The sequence below is a fragment of the Pedobacter borealis DSM 19626 genome, assembly GCF_000708285.2.
Taxonomy (GTDB): Bacteria; Bacteroidota; Bacteroidia; order Sphingobacteriales; family Sphingobacteriaceae; genus Pedobacter; species Pedobacter borealis.
This window is the reverse complement of the sequence record NZ_JAUG01000029.1, coordinates 21237-44666: the sequence shown is the minus strand read 5'-3', so window position 1 is coordinate 44666 and position 23430 is coordinate 21237. Positions and strand designations below refer to the sequence as shown.

Below are 23430 nucleotides of genomic sequence, written 5' to 3'. Positions count from 1 at the left end.
AATCATTCAAAATAAATTGTTACTTTGGTACATTGCACTAATCATCCCATTAACCATGTTGCCAAAAATTAAAATATACTATCTGTTTTTATTCGTACTGTTAGCTAGCGGATTCGCTGCCAAAGCATCGAAGATAGATTTCTATCAGATCAAAATTTACCATTTAAAAACCGATGCTCAGGAAAAAACAGTAGATGATTACCTGCAGAAGGCATATTTACCCGCATTGCACCGTAATGGAATTGCAAAAGTGGGCGTGTTTAAACCCATTATAGGCGATCAGGCTGTGGTTATAGAAAAGCTTATTTATGTATTTATTCCTTTGAAATCATTCAATGGCGTTCTGGAGCTGGATGAAAAGTTAGCCAAAGATAAGCAATATGTTGTTGACGGTAAAACTTACCTTGATGCAACTTATACCGAGGCTCCTTACGAGCGATTAGAATCTATTGTTTTAAAGGCTTTTGAGAATGCTCCTCATTTTATGCTGCCTAATCTAAAATCGCCGATGAAAGAACGGGTGTACGAATTAAGAAGTTACGAGGCACCTACCGAGAAGTATTTTCAGAATAAAGTTGAAATGTTTAATAAGGGCGATGAAATCGGGTTGTTTAAAAGGCTCAATTTTAATGCAGTATTTTATGGAGAAGTAATCGCCGGTAGCCGCATGCCTAACCTGATGTATTTAACCACTTTTGAAAATAAAGCAGATAGAGACGCACACTGGAAGGCTTTCTCGGCAGATGAATATTGGAAAAAGCTTTATGCAATGCCAGCGTATCAGCACAATGTTTCTAAAAACGACACTAAATTTGTTTACCCAACAGACTATTCAGATTTTTAAGAAAGGTAAAAGCTTAAAGCTCAAAGCAAAATTAAATTCCGTGCAAATCTGTACTTCCGTGGCAAGAAAGCTAACCAGAAAGATTCAGAAGTTCAGAATGACGCAATTTTAGATTCTGAAACAAGTTCAGGAGGACGACCGCTGGGAGCGAGCCATGAAAACTTAATGTTCTTAACTGCTTAATGGTAGGAAAGACTAAAGCTGAAAGCGAAGGGTAACTTAAATTCCGTGCAAATCTGTGCTTCCGTGGCAAGAAAGCTAACCAGAAAGATTCTGAAGTAAATTTAGAATGACTCAATTTTAGATCCTGAAACAAGTTCAGGAGGACGATCGCAGGATTTGAGCTATGAAAATCTTAATGTTCTTAACTGCTTAATGGTAGGAAAGACTAAAGCTAAAAGCGAAGGGTAACTTAAATTCCGTGCAAATCTGTGCTTCCGTGGCAAGAAAGCTAACCAGAAAGATTCAGAAGTTCAGAATGACGCAATTTTAGATTCTGAAACAAGTTCAGGAGGACGACCGCTGAATCTTTTCTATAAAATCGATCTTCTACGACCTTAATGCCCTTAATTTCTTAATGATAGAAAAAACATCACACCATCTCTGGTAAAAAATTAGATAGGCAAACGATTGCGCGGTTTTTGTGCCTAAAAACGCACCAGTTCCTTTAATGTGTTTGTTAACTTTATCCCATAGCAACTAAAATTATCAGCTTGCTTAACATAAAACACATAACCAAATCAAAATTTAATGACCCCGCATTATTTCTTAAAAAACTTTAAAATAACCAACCCCAAAAATCAACCTAAAAGCATTGTTTTGGCATTTACCTTTTTTTTAGTTACCGCTTCGTTTTTTGTTTCTGCTCAACCAGCTGCTCAGAAAACCAATCAGGTAGCAGAAAAAGTTACCAAAGTGCTTAGTGCAAAAAAGATCAATACCACCACAGTAGAATTGTTGCTTTCTGATAATCAACGTTTAACATTAGATTTTTACGGCGATCATATTTTCCGTCTTTTCGAAGACCCTACAGGAGGTTTTATACGCGATCCGGAGGCAAAACCAGAAGCCAAAATTTTAGTGGAAAATCCACGTCGACCAGTTTCAAAACTGGATATTAAAGATGAGAATAATCAACTGTTCATATCTACCGGTAAGATTACCGTTCTTTTCGATAAAAATACTTCCCTGATCAAAATTATCAACCTTGCTACACAAGCTGTGGCTGTTGAAGAATTAGCACCGATTCAGTTCGAAAAAGAGAAAGTAACCCTTAGTTTGAAAGAAAATCCACAGGAGTATTTTTATGGTGGCGGCGTACAGAACGGCCGTTTCTCTCACAAGGGAAGAGCCATTTCTATCGAAAACCAAAACAGCTGGACAGATGGGGGAGTAGCTTCACCAACACCTTATTATTGGTCTACCAACGGTTATGCTGTAATGTGGTATACCTTCAGTAAAGGAAATTACAATTTTGGTGCTAAAGAAAAAGGATTGGTAAAATTGGCACATGAAACCGATTACCTGGATGCTTTTTTTATGATTAACGATGGTGCAGTACCCTTATTGAACGATTTTTATCAACTTACCGGAAATCCGATTTTGTTACCAAAATTTGGTTTCTACCAGGGACATTTAAACGCTTACAACCGCGATTTTTGGAAAGAAGACGAAAAGGGAACTTTATTTGAAGATGGTAAACGTTACAAAGAAAGTCAGAAAGATAACGGCGGTATAAAAGAATCGCTTAACGGTGAAAAAAACAATTATCAGTTTTCAGCACGTGCGGTGATCGACCGTTATAAAAAACATGATATGCCTTTGGGCTGGGTACTTCCAAATGATGGTTATGGCGCAGGTTATGGTCAAACCGAAACATTGGATGGCAACATTCAGAACCTGAAAAGTTTTGGCGATTATGCCCGTAAAAACGGCGTGGAAATCGGTCTTTGGACACAATCTGATCTTCACCCTAAAGCAGAAGTAAGTCCGTTATTACAGCGCGATATTATTAAGGAAGCCAGAGATGCAGGCGTTCGTGTATTAAAAACCGATGTAGCATGGGTTGGCGCCGGTTATTCGTTCGGGTTGAACGGTGTTGCCGATGTAGCCCAGATTATGCCTTATTATGGTAATAGTAGCCGCCCGTTTATCATTTCGTTAGATGGCTGGGCGGGTACACAACGTTATGCCGGTATTTGGTCGGGTGATCAAACTGGTGGCGTTTGGGAATATATCCGTTTCCACATCCCTACCTATTTAGGTTCTGGTTTATCTGGTCAACCGAATATTACTTCAGATATGGATGGTATTTTTGGCGGTAAAAATCTAACCATCAATACCCGCGATTTCCAATGGAAAACCTTTACGCCAATGGAATTAAATATGGACGGTTGGGGAGCTAACGAAAAATATCCACATGCATTGGGTGAGCCTGTAGCTTCGATTAACCGCAACTATTTAAAACTGAAATCGGAGTTGATACCCTATACTTATAGCGTAGCTAGAGAAGCAGTTACTGGATTGCCGATAATCAGGGCAATGTTTCTGGAATATCCAAATGCTTATACCAAAGGTACTTCAACACAATATCAATACCTGTACGGACCTTCTTTCTTAGTGGCGCCAATTTATCAGGCAACCAAGTCAGATGAGAAAGGTAACGATATCCGTAATGGTATTTACTTGCCAGAGGGAACATGGATTGACTATTTCACCGGAGAAAAATACACAGGAAACAGCATTCTCAATAGTTTTGACTCGCCGTTATGGAAATTGCCTGTTTTTGTTAAAAATGGCGCCATTATCCCGATGACGAATCCGAATAACAATGTTTCTGAAATCAATAAGACAAACCGTATTTATGAATTATATCCTTTTGGAAAAACTTCATTTACCGAATACGATGATGACGGTGCAACAGAAGCCTATAAATTAGGAAAAGGTGCTTCTACTTTAATCGAATCAGCACTAGATCAGAAGAACAATGCCCTGGTTACCATTCATCCTGCAAAGGGCGATTTCGATAGCTTTGTGAAAGAGAAAACAACTGAATTCGTCATTAACGTTACCGAAAAACCAAAAAGGTTAACGGCAAAAGTTGGGAACAGTAAAATAAAATTATCAGAAGTAAACTCGAAAGATGAGTTTTTAAAACAGTCTAACGTTTATTTCTACGATACTGCACCAAACCTAAACCGTTTTGCGACAAAAGGAAGCGAGTTTGAAAAAGTGGCAATGGTTAAAAACCCGCAATTGTTGGTTAAACTTCAATCTACCGATATTACCATCAATCCGGTAACACTTAGTATAGACGGTTTTAAATTCGAGCCCGTAGATAAACAACGTGTATCAACAGGTAAATTAACTGCTCCTGTTAATGCAAGGGTAAGTGATAAAAACAGGGAGGCCTATACGCTTAGCCCAAGCTGGAGTAAAGTGAGCAATGCAGATTTTTATGAAATTGATTTTAACGATATGCATTATACTACTATCCGAGATACTGCATTGTTGTTTGATGGTTTATTAGCCGAAACAACTTACACCTTTAAACTGCGTGCTGTAAACAAAGATGGCTACTCAGATTGGACCGAAATTAAAGCCACTACCAAAACCAATCCTTTAGAATTTGCAATTCAGGGTATTGTAGCCGAGACTACGGTAGAAAATCAAGGCGGCTCAGGCATCAATAAATTATTCGATTATGACGAAGGTAATACCTGGCATACCAAATGGGGCGTTAAAGCTGTTCCTTTTGATATGATCATTGATCTGAAATCGATCAATCAACTGGATAAATTCCACTACTTGCCACGCACAGGAAGAGGGAACGGGATTTTATTAAAAGGTAAAGTATTTTATAGCAATAATAAAGAAAGCTGGACAGAGGCTGGTGCATTTGAATGGGCCAATAACGACGAAATTAAAATATTCAATTTCACTGCACATCCTGCTGCACGTTACCTCAAAATTGCTGTTGCTGATGGTGTGGGTGGTTTTGGTTCAGGTAGGGAGCTATATGTATTTAAAGTTCCTGGTACCGAAAGCTATCTTCCCGGCGATATCAATAACGACCGCTTAATTGATAAGAACGATTTAACTTCTTACATCAATTATACTGGTTTAAGAAAAGGTGATGCTGATTTTGAAGGTTATATCAGCAATGGTGATATCAATAAAAACAATTTGATTGATGCCTACGATATTTCAGTTGTAGCTACACAACTTGAAGGAGGTATAAAAAATGCTAAAATTGATAAAGTTGCAGGTAAACTGGAAATGAGTACCGCTAAACAAGCTTATAACAAAGACGAAATCATCGAAATTAAAGTAAAAGGAATAAACCTGAAGTCAGTAAATGCTTTAAGTTTTGCCCTACCATACAATGCACAGGATTATGATTTTGTAAGCATTCAGCCCTTAAATACCAAACAGATGGATAATCTGACCAACGATCGCCTGCATACCAGTGGCGCAAAGGTTTTGTATCCAACCTTTGTAAACATTGGCAACAAAGATGCTTTAAACGAAACTGCCGATCTGTTTATCCTGAAATTAAAGGCAAAACGCAAACTACAGTTCATGCTTAAAATTAGTGAAGGCATTTTAGTAGATAAGAATCTCAATTCAGTTAAATTTTAGTTAGTTAGTAGTGATTAGTGCGAAGAGGTCGGTTTTTAATCGGCCTCTTTTTTTATTGGCACTAACTTGAACACCAGAATAGATTCGGTAATAAGTTTGCAAATTGTATCTTTACAACTCGTCTATTTCAAAAGAGGCAGGGTTTAGCTAAGGCATTCTCCCATCAAATTTTGTTGTTCAACTATGAGATTAATTAGTCTAACTTGTTTTCTTCTACAATTTTTTTTCCTCTTTACTCATGTTAAAGCGCAGGTATCCCATATCGATAACCAGCCTGTAATAGCAGGCCATTATGTAATTAAAACATACGGTATAAATGAAGGACTCCCTTCAAAAAACACAACAGCTGCCTTAAAAGATAAAAGGGGATTTATATGGGTGGGTACCGAAAACGGTTTGTGTAAGTTTGATGGTTATTCTTTTAAAATTTATGTAAATATCCCGGGCGATACCACCTCACTAACCAATAACTATATCAATGCTGTTGTAGAAGATCAGAGTGATACTTTCTGGGTGGCTACCATGAACGGTTTAAATAAATTCGACCCTGTAACAGAGAAATTTGAGCGTTTTTATCATAAAGAAAACAATAGAACATCGTTGAGCAATAATAAAATATGGTCGTTACTCATTGATAAAACAAATAAGCTCTGGGTAGGTACCGACGATGGTTTTAACCTTTTTAACAAAAACTCAGCATCTTTTACAGTTTATCAGCCCGATATTAAAAATCCAAATGCCATTAAAGGAAAATCGGTTAATGCCATTGCAGAAGATAATGAAGGTAACTTATGGTTAGGCAATTGGAGCAAAGGATTAAATAAATTTGATAAAAAGACACGGCGCTTTACCAATTACACGCAAAAGGAAATAGCGGGCGAAAAAAATCCAAACGATATCTGGACACTTAGCATAGATGCCGATGGCATGATATGGGTTGGCTGTTATTGGAAAGGCGATCTGTTCAGATTCGATCCGAAAACAAGGAAATTCAACACCTACAGTAGTAAAGGCACTGGTAACGCTTCAGTATTTAGTATATTAAATTTAGGCGCAAAAAAAATGCTGGTTGGCGGAAACTCCGGATTATTTTGGGTAAACACCGAACTAAATAAATGGGAGAAAATAGAAGAACTCGAATTTTTTGCCAACGGAGGTCTATACCGCGATAAAACAGGAATGATATGGGTTTGTGGTAAAAATGGTCTCAGTAAAATAGACTTTAACCAATATAAATTTAATTTTATTTCCCTTCCTTTTGGCCAGGCAGAAATTAAATCCATCATCAGCTATGGTAAGGGTTTTTGGATAGGCACAAACAAAGGTTTGTTTAAATATAATCCCGATAATCGTTCAGTAATTAAATTGCTGCATACCGGTAATGCGAATAGTTTATCAAGCTCTGATATTATTAACTTATCTACCGATTTAAATGGCAGGCTGTGGGTGCTGGGCGAAAATGGTTTCGACCGTTACGAGGAGAAAGAGAATAAATTTCTTCACCATCATCACCGTTCGGCACTTGGTAGTTTTTTTAACGAAGATGTTTTTAGAGATTTAATTGAGGTAAACAATAACGAATATTATTTGGCTACCGATGCTGGTTTGAAAGTGTACAACGATAAAACCCGCAGTTATACCCATTACTTTAACGACCCTAAAAACCAGGCTTCATTGAGTAATAACCATTTGTACTGCCTTTTAAAAGATGCGCAGGGCAATGTTTGGATAGGCACATACGGAAGTGGGCTCAGCCGCTTTAACCCTAAAACCAGAAAGTTTAGCAATTACATGATCGATAATTCAAGAAAAGGTGGCATTAGCAATAACATTGTAAATAGCCTTTATCTGGATTCGCACCAAAATGTTTGGATCTGCACCCGCGATGGATTGAATAAATATGTAGCTAAAACAGATACTTTCGAAATATATTCAAAGCAAAACGGTTTTGTAAGCAATGTTTTTACCGATCTGGTAGAAGACAATAATGGCAGGCTATGGGTAACAACCGAACAGGGGATTTCGCTCTTTGATCCGGTAAACAAAATGGTAAAAAATTACGATGAGAAAGACGGTGTTTATGCCAATGCCGCTATCTGTAAAAATGCAAAAGGAGAAATTTACCTGGCGGGAAGTAAAGGTATCGTTTACTTTAATCCACAACAGCTAAAATATAATAAAACGGCTCCGGCGGTTTATTTTTCCGATTTTTCTATTTTCAATAAATTAATTCTGCCTGGTGATGATTCTCCATTAAAATTACCGGTGTACATGACTAAGGAGATTACTTTGCCCTACAGCCAAAGCGTGCTTTCTTTTGGTTTTATAGCACTCAATTATACACTTTCCGAAAAAAACAAGTATGCTTATTTTCTCGAAGGTTTCGATAAGAAATGGAATTACAGTGGCAGTGAGCATAAAGTTACCTATACCAATTTAAATCCCGGTAAGTATGTGTTAAAGGTAAGAGCATCAAATAACGATGGCATCTGGAATATGGTGGGCAATTCTATCATAATTACCATTACACCGCCATGGTACCGTACCTGGTGGGCTTTTTGTATTTATGGACTGGCTTTCTTTGGGATAATTTATGCCTATCTTAAGTACCGTGAGCATCGAGCAAACCTCGAATTTCAGGTGAAGCTGGCCCATGTAGAAAGTGAAAAAGAGAAAGAACTCAGTGAGAAGAAACTTTCTTTTTTTACCAATGTATCGCACGAGTTTCGTACGCCACTTACACTAATTATCAATCCGGTTAAAGAGCTTTTATACAAGAACGATAAAAATGTTGATACCACTGATTTAAATATTGTTTACAGGAATGCAAAACGGCTTTTAAGTTTGGTAGATCAATTGTTATTGTTCAGAAAAGCAGATACCTATGGCGGAAAATTAAAAGTAGCTCCCGTAAATCTGGTGAGTTTGTGTAAAGAAGTATTTCTTTGCTTTGTGCACCAGGCCAGGTCTAAAAATATTGTATTTGAGTTTATATGCGCCGATGAATTGATCCCATTTTATGCTGATAGGGAAAAAATAGAGATTGTGTTTTTTAATCTCCTGGCAAATGCCATAAAATTTACGCCAGAAGGCGGTACGGTTAAAATGATTGTAAAAAGTAACCAGGAAAATATAAATGTGCTTATAGAAGATACAGGCTGTGGTATTACCAGCTTTGCAGGAGAAAAACTCTATGAAAAATTTTATCAGGATCCGGGAAATAAATCAGCAAAAGGAGGTTTTGGTATTGGTTTGTACCTGGCTAAGAATTTTATAGAAATGCATGGTGGAGCGATAAGTTATACCAGCGTTGAAAATAAAGGCACGGCATTTAATATTGCTTTATTAAAAGGAATAAGCCATTTTAAAGATGCGGTAATTTTGCAGGAGGAACTGATAGATACCGATTCATCGTTGTTTAAAGAGTTAATAGAGGATGAAATTACGGCAAATAATATTGTAAAAGCAGCAGAAGAACCATTGATTGATAGTCAGCTCGCTGTGGATTTGAAAACACTATTGATCATTGATGATAACATCGAGATCAGAGAATACCTGAAACAGGTTTTCAGAATGGATTACCACCTTTATGAAGCGAGCAACGGAGAAGACGGGTACGATATGGTAAAAGAACTATTGCCGGATATTGTGATATGTGACGTAATGATGGATGGTATAACCGGGATAGAACTTTGTAGTAAAATAAAAGAAGATGTAGCCGTTTCTCATATTCCTATTATCCTGCTGACCGCTATTTCTGCGCCAGAAGTTAAACTTAAAGGAATAGAAGGCGGGGCCGATGATTACATTAGCAAACCTTTTGATAAAGATTTTTTAAAAGCGAGGGTAGCCAGTATACTAAAGAGTAAAAATGCGCTGCAAAAATATTTTTATAACGAGATTACCCTCAATTCGAACAACACCAAAATCTCTGCAGAATACAAAGAGTTTTTAGATAACTGTATCCGTATTGTAGAAGAACACCTGATCGATCCCGATTTTAATATCGATATACTTACTGCGGCTATCGGTATGTCGAGATCTAATCTTTACCGCAAAATAAAATCCATTTCTGGTCAGTCAGCGAATGGCTTTATTCGTTTCATCAGGTTGAGGAAAGCTGCCGAAATTTTTATCAATACGGATAAAACCATTCAGGAAACTTCTTACATGGTGGGTATTAACGATCCGAAATATTTTAGAGAGCAGTTTTATAAGCTCTTTAACATGAACCCATCGCAGTACATTAAAAAATTCCGTAAGCCGTTTTCCAATAACATTAATACCACAGTTAAAAAAGGTAAATAGCAGGTAGCTATTCAGCTATTGTTTTTAATAATCGGCCCCAAAGCATTGTTTTGGGTTTTTTTCGGTTTGTTTACCCCTCTAATTTGGATTGTTTGTACCCTATAGGAGTTGTTTGTTGACGCTAATTTAGCCTTTCATAAAGCAGTGCTATAATCGCGATTCCGATAAAGGGTTCAGTTGGGTAGGTTATAAAATTGATCTGCTAACCAAATATTAAACTTGCAAACCAATTATGAGAAGAAAAGTTCTGAAAGGATTTTTGCCAAAATTCTTTACAATTAAAACACTGGCATTTCTATTTATCGTATCCATCAGTTTACCGGCAATGGCATCTTTAGTTTCTATTAAAACAGGGATAAAGAGCCAGCTTAAAGAAATTGTGGTAACAGGTACGGTAACAAACGAAAGAGGTGCTACATTTCCTGGTGTAGCGGTTAAAATTAAGGGTACAGAGAAGGCAGTACAAACCGATGCGAAGGGTAACTATAGCATTGCTGTTGCAGCTACAACAGATATACTCGTTTTTTCTTATGTGGGCTACACCAGTCAGGAACAAACGGTAGGAAACAGAACAAACATTAACGTTCAGCTTGGTTCAGAATCTAAAACGTTAACCGAATTGGTAGTGGTTGGTTATGGCACACAGAAGAAAGCAACCTTAACAGGCTCTATATCGCAGGTAAAAGGAAGTGAATTAATGAAAAGCCCACAACCAAACCTGTCAAACTCTTTGGCGGGCCGGTTTTCGGGGGTAATTGTAAATAACCGCAGTGGCGAACCTGGTGTTGATGGTTCTACCATTACGGTTAGGGGGCTTGCCACTACCGGGAGTAATAATGTACTCATTGTAGTTGATGGCGTACCAGGTCAGATTGGTGGCCTTGAGCGTTTAGATCCCAACGACATCGAAAGTGTGTCGGTATTAAAAGATGCTTCTGCAGCTATTTATGGTAACAGAGCCGCAAATGGTGTAATATTGGTTACCACCAAAAAAGGAAAAACGGGTAAACCATCTATAAGTTACAGTTTTAACCAAGGGTTTGGGTCGCCTACCAGATTGCCGAAAATGGCCGATGCTGCTACTTATGCACAGATTATGAACGAAATTAGTTTCGATTCAAATCCTACCGGTGGCCTTAATCAATCTTATACTGCAGATCAGATCGAGAAATTTCGCAATGGTTCCGATCCGCTCTTGTATCCAAATACCGATTGGATTAACGAAACACTAAAAAAGACCGCACTTCAAAGTCAGCATAGCCTTTCGGTTAATGGTGGTAGTGAAGATGTAAAATACTATGTTTCATTGGGCACAATAGCTCAGGATGGTTTATACAAAAATGCTGCAACAAAATACAATCAGTATAATTTTCGCAGTAATGTTGATGCCAATATATCTAAATATATTAAAGTTGGTTTGTCAGTATCGGGCAGGCAAGAGAATCGCGTATTTCCGCAGGTTGGGGCGGGTGATATTTTTAGATCTATCTACAGAGCAAAACCAATTGCCGCTGCATATTACCCAAATGGTTTGCCAACTACAGGAATAGAGAATGCAAACCCTGCAATGCAGGTAACCGATATAGGTGGAACCAATAAAAACCCTACACAGGTTTTGAATGGAATTTTAAGGGCTACGTTTATTATACCGGGTGTACAGGGACTTTCTGTAGATGGCTTTTTCTCGGCAGACAAATCGAATGTTTTTAGTAAAAGTTTTAACAAACCTTATCTGTTGTACCAGTATGATCAAGGAACAAAAAACTTTAACAGCGTAATTGTTGGTGGTAACAATCAAAAAGCAACATTAACCGAAAGCCATAAAAATGAATCGTTGCTTACTTCAAATATTAAGCTGAATTACGCCCGTAAGTTCAACCTGCATGATATTAATGCCTTTGTGGGTTACGAACAAAGCGAAAATCATTTAGAATATTTCGATGCACAGCGTTTTAACTTTTTATCTACATCACTGCCTGAGCTTTCGCAAGGCGGCACAGCAGCTACAGATTTTCTAAACTCGGGCTATAGCTCTAACTACAACCGCCGGAGTATAATCAGCCGTTTAGCTTATACTTATGATGATAAATATCTTTTTGAAGGCCAGTTTCGTGTTGATGGATCGTCTATTTTTCCTCAAGGCAAGCAGTATGGTGTTTTTCCATCCGCTTCTGCAGGTTGGGTAATCTCAAAAGAAAAATGGTTTAACGAAAACGTTAAATTTATTGATAACTTAAAAATCCGTGCATCATATGGTGCGCTGGGTAACGATAATGTAAATGGTTTCCAGTATTTCGATAACTATGTACTGGTAGGCAACGGGTTTGTGGCCAGAGACGCAAGCAATGCGCTAACCATACAACCTGGTGTAAACCTGGTTAAATTAGCAAATCCGAACATTACATGGGAGGTGGCGAAAAAACTCGATATCGGAATTAACGCTACAGTATTTAAAAACTTTAGCATCGAAGCTATTTATTTCCAGCAAAAACGCTCTGATATTTTAACAACGCGAAATGCTTCATTACCAGGTTCTTCAGGTATAGTTAATCCATTTGATGATAAAAGCCCCAATTATACACCGTTGGTGCCATCAGAAAATATCGGTAAGGTAAACAGCAATGGTTTTGAGGCTACCTTAGGTTATAACCATAATGGCGAAAACTTTAACTGGAATTTATCAGGAAACATTACCTATGCTAAAAATAAGGTCGTGTTTATTGATGAGGCCAGCGGTACGTTAGATTATCAGCGCCAAACAGGTAGAACGCTAAATTCTTACCTGCTGTACAATAGTGTTGGTATATTTAGAACACAACAGGAGTTGGATGCTTATCCCCATGTAAGTGGCGCCAAAATAGGTGATCTTAAATATTTGGATTATAACAATGACGGAAAGATTACTGCTGATGACCAAACCAGATCAGCCTATAGCAATACCCCTCAAATTACTTATGGTTTAAATTTCGGAGCTTCATACAAGAATTTCGATGTATCATTCGTGTTGTCTGGGCAGGGCCAGGTTAGCCAATATGTTTTGCCGGAAGCAGGAAGTGTAGGTAATTTCTACAGTAGCTGGGCCGATAACAGATTTAGCGTATCAAACCCTAATGGAACTTATCCAAGAGTTACCGATCGTGCCTCGAACGCCATCAGTGGCGGACAGTTTACCAATACTTTTTGGTTAAATGATGCTTCTTTTTTAAGGCTGAAAAACGTTGAGCTTGCCTATAATTTAAAAGCGCGGTTTTTACAGAAGATAAATGTTTCGGGCTTAAGGTTTTATGCCAGTGCATTTAACCTGCTAACCTTTTCAAAAATTAAAGATTACGACCCCGAAGGAAACAGTGGCAGTGGCCAGTTCTATCCACAGCAACGCATTATTAATCTGGGCGCTAATATTAAATTCTAAACATCATGAATACTAAAACGATACATAAAATATTATTGGGCTTATCATTAATCTCATTGAGTGTGGTGGGCTGTAAAAAAGATTTTTTAAACGTAGAACCAACAGACCGGATTTCTACCACTACTATAGAAAGCGATACATCTGTTCTGGAAGCTTATGTAACCAACAGGTATATTGCCACCCGATTACAAGATAAAGAAGGAGATGGTTCTGCACCAGGGTTTGGCAGAGGCTTCGAATACAGTATGTGGAGTTCATACACAGACGAATCTGTTTACAATAACGATGATTTTACCTGGTTGATTCAGAGAGGCCAGCTGGCTCCGGAAAATTTAGGCAGTGCAGGTGTATATTGGGGCAGAAGCTACAAAAGCATAAGAGAATGTAATTATGCGCTTGGTGTGCTTGCTAAAATTGCCATGAGCCCATCGCATAAAAAACAATTGATCGCGGAGCTCAAATTTGTAAGGGCTTTCCGTTATCAGGATTTAATTCGAAACTATGGTGGCGTAGTTTTAATGGGTGATAAAGTAACCAGCCTGACTGATAATTTACAAGCTCCGGCTTTGTTTCAGCGCGCAACAATAAAAGAGAGCATTGATTATACTGTGGCCCAACTCAATGAAGCGGCTGCAGATCTGCCATTGGATAATAGCAGTAGCTGGATGCCGGGTAGAGCCACTAAAGGTGCTGCACTGGCACTTAAATCGCGTTTGCTTTTATATGCCGCTAGTCCATTGTACAATGCGGGTACATGGGAGGCAGCAGCAACAGCGGCGCAAGCTGTTATTGGCTTAAATAAATACAGTATTTTTAATGGAGGCTATGAAAATCTGTTCCTGAATGATCAGAATAACGAAATCATCTTTGCCAGATTATTTACAAAAAATGCTAACCATACACACCTGGAGATTGCCAACGGGCCAAATGGTTATGGCGGCTGGGGAGGAAATCTTCCTATGCAGAACCTGGTAGATGATTACGAAATGGCCAACGGAAAACCGATTACTGATCCTACCTCTGGTTATGATGCAAACAATCCGTACAAAGACCGTGATCCGCGTTTTGCAGCAACCATTTTATACAATGGTGCAGCTTATCGCGAGCGTAATGTAGAAACCTTTATTCCGGGAGGAAAAGATAGTAAAGATGGAAATGATAACTGGAATACAACCAAAACAGGTTATTACCTTAAAAAATTCATGAATGATGCCTATCCATTGCAAAACCCTTGGGGTAATGCAGGTTTTCAACCTTGGATCTATTTTAGATATGCAGAAATTTTGCTTAACTATGCTGAAGCGGCTAACGAAGCTTATGGCCCTGATGCTGTTCCTTCCGGAGCAACGATGACGGCAAGGCAAGCGATAAATATGGTAAGGGCAAGGCCAGACGTGAATATGCCTGCATTGGCCGTTGGACTTACACAAACACAGATGCGCGATGCGGTTCGTTATGAGCGTAGGGTAGAACTTGCTTTCGAAGAACATCGTTTTTATGATGTAAGAAGATGGAAAATTGCTGATGTAACCGAAAACAAACCTGCTGCTGGAATGATTATTACCAAAACAGGCACAGGATTTACTTATACACCTAAAGTTGCGCTGGATGGGCGTAAGTTTGAAACCAAACATTACTGGTTGCCCATACCAAGGGCCGAGATTTTAGCCTCAGGTGGTAAATTGCAGCAAAACCCGGGTTATTAATAAATAGAAATTAAATTTTACATGATAAAGCCATATCAATACCTGAACCGTTTTTTTATCTGCCTGGCCTTATTTTTCTATGGCGAAACCGCTCTTGCGCAAGTCGCCGTTCTGAAAATAGAGATCGATCCGGCCATCACATTCCAAACCATAGAAGGTTTTGGTGCTTCTGATGCATGGACTTGTCAGTTTGCCGGATTATGGCCTGCAGAGAAAAGGGATAAGATGGCCGATTTGCTTTTTAGTACCCAAACTACAAAAGCAGGTCAGCCTGTTGGTATTGGTCTTAACATGTGGCGTTTCAGCATTGGTGGTGGCAGTGCCGCCCAAGGTAAGGCAAGCGATATTGGCGACGAATGGCGTCGTCAATACGCTTTTCTGCAACCAGATGGCAGTTATGATTGGAACGCGATGCCAGGGCAAACCTGGTTTTTAAAGGCCGCTAAAACCCGTGGCGTAAAACAGTTTATCGGCTTTGTAAACAGTCCACATGTGCTTTTTACCAAAAACGGAAAAGCATATTCTACAGATGGTAACTGCAATCTGAATTTTGATAAACTTCCCGGATTTGCCGCCGATCTTGTTGCTAACATCAAAGGAATAAAAAAAACAACAGGTATAGAACTGGATTACCTTAGCCCTGCAAATGAGCCACAATGGAAATGGAATGAGCATAATCAGGAAGGCTGCCCATATAACAACACCGAACTGACTCAGCTTTATAAAGGTGTAAATAATACCTTCGCTAAAAATCAGATCAAAACCAAAATACAGATAGGAGAGGCAGGTCAGCTCGATTACTTATACGATAATGGAAACACCGCCAAGGGAAATCAGGTATATCAGTTCTTTAATGCTGCATCGCCTAATTATGTTGGCAATCTTTCCAATATTGATAATTCTATTTCTGGTCATAGCTATTTTACCACCAGTCCAGAGCAAAAATTTATTGATGTACGTAAAAAAACAGGCGATGCTGTGGCCAGTGTAAAAGGTTTAAGGTATTGGATGTCTGAATATTGTGTGTTGGGGGATGATGTGCTTAAAGGCGAAAAACGCGACCTGGGTATGGTAACCGCTTTGTTTATTGCAAAGTTGATCCATCACGATCTTGTTTTGTCAAATGCAACATCCTGGCAGTGGTGGTTGGCCGTATCAACAGGCGATTACAAGGATGGTCTGGTTTATATCGATCGGAACAAAACCGACGGTCAGGTGTACGAGAGCAAAATGTTATGGGCTTTAGGCAATTATAGCCGTTTTATTGGTGCAGGTAGTAGGCGGCTTCAGGTTAAAACAATTGAAGAAAAAGTAGCACAGGTGTATATATCGTCTTACTTGCAAAATAAAAAAATTGTAACGGTAGCCGTTAACCCGACAGAAAACGATCTCGATCTGGATATTGATGTAAAAGGGAAGAAGCAAAGTTTTGTACAAACCTATGTTACTTCTGCCGAATATAGTTTGGCGCCTTATAAACAATATACAAACACTAAAAAAATCCGCATTCCGGCTAAATCGATTACCACTGTGCTCAGCGATTAATTTGTAACGCACTCCGTTTACATTCCATTTGATTTTAGGGCCGAAAGGCAGTATTTAGATCGATATGGCTATGCTATGTCTTAATTTTCACCTTAACGATAACACACAATGAAGCCTATTCTTAAAAATTTAATGTCCATAGTAATCCTGATCACTTGTTTAACGAGTTTTAAAGGCCATGCCCAGTCTCAACATACTTTTAAACTTGCCGATTCTGTTTTTTTACTTGATAATAAGCCTTTCCAGATCATTTCTGGCGAAATGCATTACCCCCGCATACCAAGAGAAGCCTGGCGTGATAGAATGAAAATGGCTAAAGCAATGGGCTTAAATACCATTGGTACCTATGTATTTTGGAATGTACACGAACCGCAGAAAGATCAGTTTGATTTTTCCGGTAATAATGATATTGCTGAATTTGTACGTATTGCAAAAGAAGAAGGATTATGGGTATTGCTTCGCCCTAGTCCATATGTATGTGCCGAATGGGAATTTGGTGGTTATCCATTTTGGTTACAGAACATTAAAGGTCTACAGGTAAGGAGTAAAGAAGCGCAATATTTAAAAGAATATAAAGAATACCTTAAAGAAATTGGTAAACGGTTAGCGCCATTTCAGATTAATCATGGTGGCAACATCTTAATGGTACAGGTAGAAAACGAGTATGGTTCTTACGGAAACGATAAGGAATATTTGAAGATCAATACCCAGCTCTTTAAAGATGCCGGTTTTGATGGCGTGCTTTCAACCTGCGATCCTGTTCCTGCATTAGAAGGTGGTCATTTAGCGGGTTTGCTTCCAGGCGTAAATGGCATCGATAATCCTGCTCAGATCAGAACGCTGATCAATAAATATAACAATGGCTCCGGACCTTATTTTGTGCCAGAATGGTATCCGGCCTGGTTCGATTGGTGGGGTACAAAACACCATCAGGTAGATCCAAAAATGTATGCTGACAAACTGGATACCGTACTTAAAGGAGGGATTTCTATTAACATGTATATGTTTCATGGCGGTACAACCAGAGCTTTTATGAATGGGGCAAATTATAACGATTCTACAGCTTACGAACCGCAGATTAGTAGTTATGATTATGATGCACCTTTAGATGAGGCCGGCAATGCGACACCAAAATTTATGCTTTTTCGCGAAGCGATTAAAAAGAATTTGCCCGCAAACCAAACACTTCCTCCTGTACCTGCCGCCAAGCCTGCAGCTGCATTGCCTGTAATTACCTTTACCAAATCAACAGACATCTTTAACCTGGTTGGAAAACCACAATTAAGTGAAAAACCATTAACCTTCGAAGCCCTTAACCAGCCTTATGGTTTTGTATTGTACAGCAGCACCATAAAAGGTGGGCGAAAAGGTGTAATTAAAATCAACGAGCTACGCGATTATGGCCTGGTATATATCAATAAAAAACTTGCAGGTGTTTTAGATAGAAGGCTTTACGAGGATAGTTTAATAGTTAATCTTCCTGCTGGCAATGTACAACTTGATATTTTAGTAGAAAACTTGGGTAGGATTAATTTTGGTCCTTACCTGCTTAAAAATAATAAAGGGATTACTAAAAATGTAACTTTTAATGGTGAAGAGATTAAATCATGGAAAATGTATCCCTTGCCATTTGATAAAATCGATACCAAAAAAATACAGCCTAAAGTAAATAGCCAATCTGCGGCGGTACTTAAATCGGCCTCCTTTAATTTAACAAAAGTAGCAGATACTTATTTAGATATGCGGAAATGGGGCAAAGGCGTGGTTTGGGTTAACGGACATAATTTGGGGAAATATTGGGGCATTGGACCTCAACAAACCATTTATTTGCCAGCAGAATGGTTGAAAAAAGGAAAGAATGACATTGTCGTTTTCGAACTGCTTAAACCTACACAGCATACATTAAGCAGCTTAGCTAAACCTATTTTAAATGAACTAAAAAAATAAATAACATTTCGATTTTCTTCTGGTTAACGCGGCTGGGGTTTATAATAAGATTTAGGGAAAAGAGTTGTGTCATAAATATAGATTTGTCATCCTGTCCAAAGGACTCCTACGGAGAGCTTGTCGAAGGATTTGCTTAAATACCCTTTAAGTTGTTTCGACAAGCTCTCCGTAGGAGTCCTTTGGACAACATGACAGCATCTGAGGCGAAATCGTCTTTATGATACAATCTCTTTTGCTTTATCACGATAAACATAGTTAATTGCCAAAAATCTCATCTGGAAATGGTACTGCTTTTCCAGTCGCTTTTTCTACAGGCATTTGTGCCCCACGTTCTTTTAAGGTTTTGCCTAAAAGTATGGCCAGTTTTTTCGTTTGAGTAGGGTTAGTTGATGAAAGATTATGTTGCTCGCCGATATCTTTGCTTAAATCGTAGAGTTCAAATTTTTGTGTGCGCATCTGGTAAATCAATTTCCAGTTGCCAAAGCGAATGGCGCTGTAATAATTTATTCCAAGTACTGCTTCATCTTTAACAGTTGTCCACTTGTTGGGGTAATGAAAAACTAAGGGCCTATCCTGAAGTTTAACTTCTGGGCTTTTTAATGCAGCAAACAGACTTAATCCATCCAATTTTTGAGTGATTTTTGGCGCTTTAATTCCAGCTATTTCCAATATGGTCGGAAAAAAATCATCAATAATTACCGGGTTTCGATTCACCGAGTTAGCAGGAACAGCAAGGGGCCATTTTACAATCATTGGCTCGCGTACACCACCTTCGTAAACCGAACCCTTACCCGATTTGAAAGGATAATTGTGTGTGTTTACAGGACCTCCTCTTTGGTGTGCATCTAAACCGCCGTTATCGCTCATGAAAATGATCATCGTGTTTTTATCAACACCTTTTGCTTTTAGGAAATCCATGATATCACCCAAACTTTTATCCATTCCTTCTACTAAACTGGCATATTTGGCTTCAGTACTATCTAAACCTGCATCGTAATATTTTTGCACAAATCTTTTATCGGCCATAATCGGAACATGAACAGCATAATGAGCCAGATTAAGATAAAAAGGTTCTTTTCTGGCTATCGGAATCGCCAGGGCTTTTTTTGCTTCAAGCGTTAGTGCTTCGCTTAAAAAAGTGTCAGAATCGTAATATTCCTCCAAATCGGGTACTGCCTGTGCCTGCGTTTTCCCAGGCATGTTGCCATAACGTTGTTCAGCAAGATAGCTTTGCGGATGGCCTGCCGCATGCCCGGCAATGTTAACCATAAAGCCAAGGTTATAAGGATTGGCTCCGGGGGTTCCCATAGAGCCCCAGTGTGCTTTACCCACATGTATGGTGTAATAACCGGCATCCCTCAGCAGTATTGGGAAAGGAGTGGCTTTAACAGAATTTTCAATATCTGAACCTGGACTAAAACCATTGATATTCCAATTTAATGGGAAGAATTGTTCGTCTTTTTCATCGGTATTGTTGTTTTTTTGAGGCGACGTCCAATTGGTAACATGTGTACGAGTGGAATTCATACCCGTCATTAAGCTCGTCCTTGTAGGTGTACATACAGGTTGGGCATAAGCATTAACAAACTTCATCCCGTCTTTTGCCATGCGCTCCATATTTGGTGTATGGTAACGTTTGTTCAATGGCATAGTACTGTCGCAAAACGGTAACGAAGTATCCATGATACCCATATCATCCACCAGGAAAACGATAATATTTGGGCGTGCCGGTGCTGTTTTTTGTTGAGAGAATGCAAAAAAGTTAATATTTAACAAGATGATGATGAATGCAGATTTTTTCATGGAAGTATTTGTTTGGCTAGAATCTACAATAAAAATAGATTTTTTTGGTAGACTTTAATTCTAAATTGTTGCGCAAACGTTTGCTGCATCACTGCGTTTATAGTAGCGTTAAATAATATTTGGATAACTACACGAAGGCTATTTTAACTTATTTGTCGACTTTTACAACAAAGCAGATGAGAAGAAAGGAAAAAGATATTTTTTTAAGGTGCTTAACCCTGTGAATCCTAAATATTTAACTGTTATTTATTTAGTAAATGTTAAGTTTTTATTAAATAGATTGACTTTGTTCTTTGCAGGAATGAATTTAATTTCTAACTTCGCAGCCTCGAAAGGGACAAAATGATTCCGTAGCTCAGCTGGTAGAGCATTACACTTTTAATGTAGTGGTCCTGGGTTCGAATCCCAGCGGGATCACAGAAATTCAAAAACCATCTTTATTTATCTTAAAGATGGTTTTCTGTTTTTATAATAATTTGCAGTGTCGCTTGAAATGCTATAAACGTAGATTTTGTGTTCGATGTCGGTGGTGTCAGCTTGATGGGAATGAGTAGAAAAATTTAGCTCTTTTTTCAAATAACTTACTGTTTACGAGCGTATGGAGAAATACCATACTGGATTGGGTTCTCACATTGCCCTTTCTCATCGAGTTATATCTCAAAAAAAGTGAAAATCTATTCATTCAACAAAGTGTAAAGCCATTATTTGTCTGTTCATTTTATTAGTTACATACGGTCTGTAAAATTACCGCTAACGATTTGGGTATTGCCGAAGGCGGGGATTTGTTGCGCAAAAAGTTCAATCGAAGAACGAAAGTTGAACCTTGCACAAATGTCCAATCGAAGCTGTTCAGCCCCGCTTTTGGCAATACCTTGTTGCCTGCTGGCGTTTTTGTATATACGTTATAAATTTATGAAAAATCTACGTTTGTCTTTTCCTGTCGCACCAATTTTATTATAAAACTTGATGGCTCTTTCATTAAAAGTTGGTGTCTGCCATTGAATATTTACGCAATTGTTTTCTTGTCCTATTTCTTTTAATTTTTCAAAAACTTGTTCACCAATTTTTAGTCCTCTAAAATTTGGTTCTAAATATAGACAGTCCAAATATAGAAATGTCTGTGCGTCCCAAGTTGAAAAGTCAAAAGTGAATGAAAAATAACCTCCTAATTCTGCTCCACTTTCAATTACATAGCAATATAACTTCGGATTTTGTGAAAAAATTGCACTTTTGAGTTGTTTTTCTTTATCAATATATTTGTATCTTACTTGTTCATACTCAGCATGCTTTTGGCATAATTCTACCAAAGTTGCTAAATCTTTTTCTTCTAATTTTCTGATTAAATAGTCCATTGTTGGTTAATTTCAGTTTGCAAAAAATCAATAAAATGCTGGAAATAATCGGGATAGGTTTTGTTGCTCATATAGGCAATGTAATGTTTCCTTTTTAGTCCATTTTTGCCAATTTTTATTGCTTTTAAATTGTTATTTTTCAAATACGGTTGCAAAGCCCATTTTGCCATTGCCATAATTCCCATATCAGCTTTTACCATTTCAATTGATGCTTCTGTAAGTGGTAATGGTGTTATTTTTTTAGGGGTAATTTTTCCTGGTGCTAATAAAAATTGATGGATAGTAACGCTTTCCAATGGCAAAGAGTGTATCAATAAATGTTCATTTATAAAATCTTCCGCAACCACATACTTTTTATTTGCCCAAGAATGATTTTCAGAAACTACCATCATCATTTCATCTTGAAAAAGTTCTATATACTTAATGTTTTCGTTCTTAATTGGGTCGCTAATAATGGCAATATCCAAAATACTTTCTTGTAATTTTTGTAAAGGATAATGAGTTGCTTCCATCACAATTTTCAACTCAATATTTGGATACAAAAGATGAAACTGTTTTAAAACAGAAGGCAACCAATGGTAACTTGAATAGCATTCTGTGCTAATTCTTATTTCGCCAACCTCCCCAAAAATCAGTTGTTTTATTTGTTTTTCGGTATCGGAAAGTTTGTCTAAAATTTCGTTGGCTGTTGTATATAATTTTTCTCCAGCTTTCGTTAAAATCAATTTTTTATTGATGCGAAGAAATATTTTTGTACCCAATTGGTATTCAGCTTCTTTCAATTGATGACTTAACGCCGATTGTGTCAAATGCAATTTGTCGATAGCTTTTGTAATGCTACCTTCTTCTACAATTGCTTTGATAAGGCGTAAATGCCGAATTTCCATTTTCTGTTTTAAATTTTATACAAAGGAACGAAATTAAGCAGTCAGATTTGTATGAAAATAATCGTTACAAATGATGAATTCTTTTCGTTTTTATGGAGTACAAAGTTGTTTTAGTTTTGTATCATTATTAATCTTAAAATTTAGAAAAATGGATTTACAAATTAAACATTACGAAAATAAGTTAGCCTTTGAAATGGACCCATCAGATTTATTTGATGCTTTAAATAACAATGAAAAAGTTGTTCCACTTGATGCAAGAAAACAATTTGGCTTCGAAGCCGAACATATTCCAATGGCAATAAATATTCCGCATCGTGAAATGACTGAGGAAAGCACCAAACATTTGGATAAAGATGTTTTGTATGTAACTTATTGCGATGGAATTGGCTGTAATGCTTCTACAAAAGGTGCGTTGAATATGTCAAAACTTGGCTTTAAAGTCAAAGAGTTAATGGGCGGTATTGAATGGTGGAAATTTGACGGTTATGCTACCGAAGGAACAAAGTCAAGTCCAAGTGGCGAAAAAATTCAATGTGCTTGTTAATTCATTATTCTATTTGAAAGTTGGACAAATGTAGATTTTTGTCCACTTTCGTTTTGGGTGTCGCTATACGCTTGCAGGCAACTCCTAAATATACGCAAGTTTTTCAGACGGAAAAATATTTACAATCCAGTCAAAATACCGTGGAGTATCTTTTCTTATGCGTTTTATGAGTACACCTTTTAGAAAAGAGTACCCCAAAAACGCAAGTCTAACCCTAAGATTTCCAAAAATAAGAATTGCAAAAAGTACGGAATTTTGATTTAATGATATTTTTACCTAGCTAATGCTAGATTCCTCATTTATCTGTCTTTTAAAGCTATTATTTTCTTACAATCATCAATAAAAGTGTTCGATATTTGTACCATAGGGATCACGAAAAGCCTCACAGAAGTGTGAGGCTTTTTGCATGTGCGCTGGGCATGGCAATCAGCTATAGGGTGC

General features: G+C 37.9%; 11 protein-coding genes and 1 tRNA gene. 9 read left to right on the top strand and 3 right to left on the bottom strand.

Translation table 11 applies throughout. From position 1 onward, the window contains the following. The first annotated feature begins 55 nt into the window (after positions 1–55). From AW17_RS10310 to AW17_RS10280, 7 genes are all read left to right on the top strand, one after another. The gene (locus AW17_RS10310) at positions 56–844 is read left to right on the top strand and encodes an NIPSNAP family protein (RefSeq protein ID WP_029276109.1); all 789 of its coding nucleotides are present in this window, start codon (positions 56–58) and stop codon (positions 842–844) included. A gap of 750 nt (positions 845–1594) precedes the next feature. Further along, positions 1595–5485, top strand: coding sequence for a TIM-barrel domain-containing protein (locus AW17_RS10305; RefSeq protein WP_029276108.1), 3891 nt, complete (start codon positions 1595–1597; stop codon positions 5483–5485). A 183-nt stretch (positions 5486–5668) separates the two neighbouring features. Beyond that, complete coding sequence (locus AW17_RS10300; protein ID WP_029276107.1) at positions 5669–9793, top strand: hybrid sensor histidine kinase/response regulator transcription factor; 4125 nt, start codon at positions 5669–5671, stop codon at positions 9791–9793. Between the two features lie 232 nt (positions 9794–10025). Then, positions 10026–13205 (top strand): SusC/RagA family TonB-linked outer membrane protein, encoded by a 3180-nt coding sequence (locus AW17_RS10295; protein WP_051691753.1) that lies wholly within the window; start codon positions 10026–10028, stop codon positions 13203–13205. A gap of 5 nt (positions 13206–13210) precedes the next feature. After that, positions 13211–14911, top strand: coding sequence for a RagB/SusD family nutrient uptake outer membrane protein (locus AW17_RS10290; RefSeq protein WP_029276105.1), 1701 nt, complete (start codon positions 13211–13213; stop codon positions 14909–14911). A gap of 21 nt (positions 14912–14932) precedes the next feature. Continuing rightward, a complete protein-coding gene (locus AW17_RS10285) occupies positions 14933–16456 on the top strand; it encodes a glycoside hydrolase (RefSeq protein WP_051691752.1) in 1524 nt (507 codons plus the stop codon). Between the two features lie 108 nt (positions 16457–16564). Then, entirely contained in the window at positions 16565–18403 is a 1839-nt protein-coding gene (locus AW17_RS10280; RefSeq protein ID WP_029276102.1) for a glycoside hydrolase family 35 protein, read from the top strand. A gap of 255 nt (positions 18404–18658) precedes the next feature. Here the strand turns inward: AW17_RS10280 and AW17_RS10275 are convergent, their stop codons facing one another. Continuing rightward, the gene (locus tag AW17_RS10275) at positions 18659–20206 is read right to left on the bottom strand and encodes a sulfatase (protein ID WP_029276101.1); all 1548 of its coding nucleotides are present in this window, start codon (positions 20204–20206) and stop codon (positions 18659–18661) included. A 344-nt stretch (positions 20207–20550) separates the two neighbouring features. Between AW17_RS10275 and AW17_RS10270 the strand changes: the two genes are divergently transcribed. After that, positions 20551–20623: transfer RNA gene (locus AW17_RS10270), tRNA-Lys, on the top strand. Between the two features lie 485 nt (positions 20624–21108). On the opposite strand, the gene AW17_RS10265 is transcribed toward AW17_RS10270, so the two are convergent. Next, on the bottom strand, positions 21109–21558 hold the full coding sequence (locus AW17_RS10265) for a GNAT family N-acetyltransferase (protein ID WP_029276099.1): 450 nt from the start codon (positions 21556–21558) through the stop codon (positions 21109–21111). After that, on the bottom strand, positions 21546–22445 hold the full coding sequence (locus AW17_RS10260; protein WP_029276097.1) for a LysR family transcriptional regulator: 900 nt from the start codon (positions 22443–22445) through the stop codon (positions 21546–21548). Before AW17_RS10260 ends, AW17_RS10265 begins: the two co-directional genes overlap by 13 nt. Before the next feature lie 148 nt (positions 22446–22593). Between AW17_RS10260 and AW17_RS10255 the strand changes: the two genes are divergently transcribed. Next, the gene (locus tag AW17_RS10255) at positions 22594–22989 is read left to right on the top strand and encodes a rhodanese-like domain-containing protein (protein WP_029276095.1); all 396 of its coding nucleotides are present in this window, start codon (positions 22594–22596) and stop codon (positions 22987–22989) included. Positions 22990–23430 lie beyond the last annotated feature (441 nt).

Coding starts and splice junctions, on each gene's coding strand:
- AW17_RS10305 (WP_029276108.1), top strand. CDS start 1,595: ATGACCCCGCATTATTTCTTAAAAAACTTTAAAATAACCAACCCCAAA.
- AW17_RS10310 (WP_029276109.1), top strand. CDS start 56: ATGTTGCCAAAAATTAAAATATACTATCTGTTTTTATTCGTACTGTTA.
- AW17_RS10280 (WP_029276102.1), top strand. CDS start 16,565: ATGAAGCCTATTCTTAAAAATTTAATGTCCATAGTAATCCTGATCACT.
- AW17_RS10255 (WP_029276095.1), top strand. CDS start 22,594: ATGGATTTACAAATTAAACATTACGAAAATAAGTTAGCCTTTGAAATG.
- AW17_RS10285 (WP_051691752.1), top strand. CDS start 14,933: ATGATAAAGCCATATCAATACCTGAACCGTTTTTTTATCTGCCTGGCC.
- AW17_RS10265 (WP_029276099.1), bottom strand. CDS start 21,558: ATGGACTATTTAATCAGAAAATTAGAAGAAAAAGATTTAGCAACTTTG.
- AW17_RS10300 (WP_029276107.1), top strand. CDS start 5,669: ATGAGATTAATTAGTCTAACTTGTTTTCTTCTACAATTTTTTTTCCTC.
- AW17_RS10260 (WP_029276097.1), bottom strand. CDS start 22,445: ATGGAAATTCGGCATTTACGCCTTATCAAAGCAATTGTAGAAGAAGGT.
- AW17_RS10295 (WP_051691753.1), top strand. CDS start 10,026: ATGAGAAGAAAAGTTCTGAAAGGATTTTTGCCAAAATTCTTTACAATT.
- AW17_RS10290 (WP_029276105.1), top strand. CDS start 13,211: ATGAATACTAAAACGATACATAAAATATTATTGGGCTTATCATTAATC.
- AW17_RS10275 (WP_029276101.1), bottom strand. CDS start 20,206: ATGAAAAAATCTGCATTCATCATCATCTTGTTAAATATTAACTTTTTT.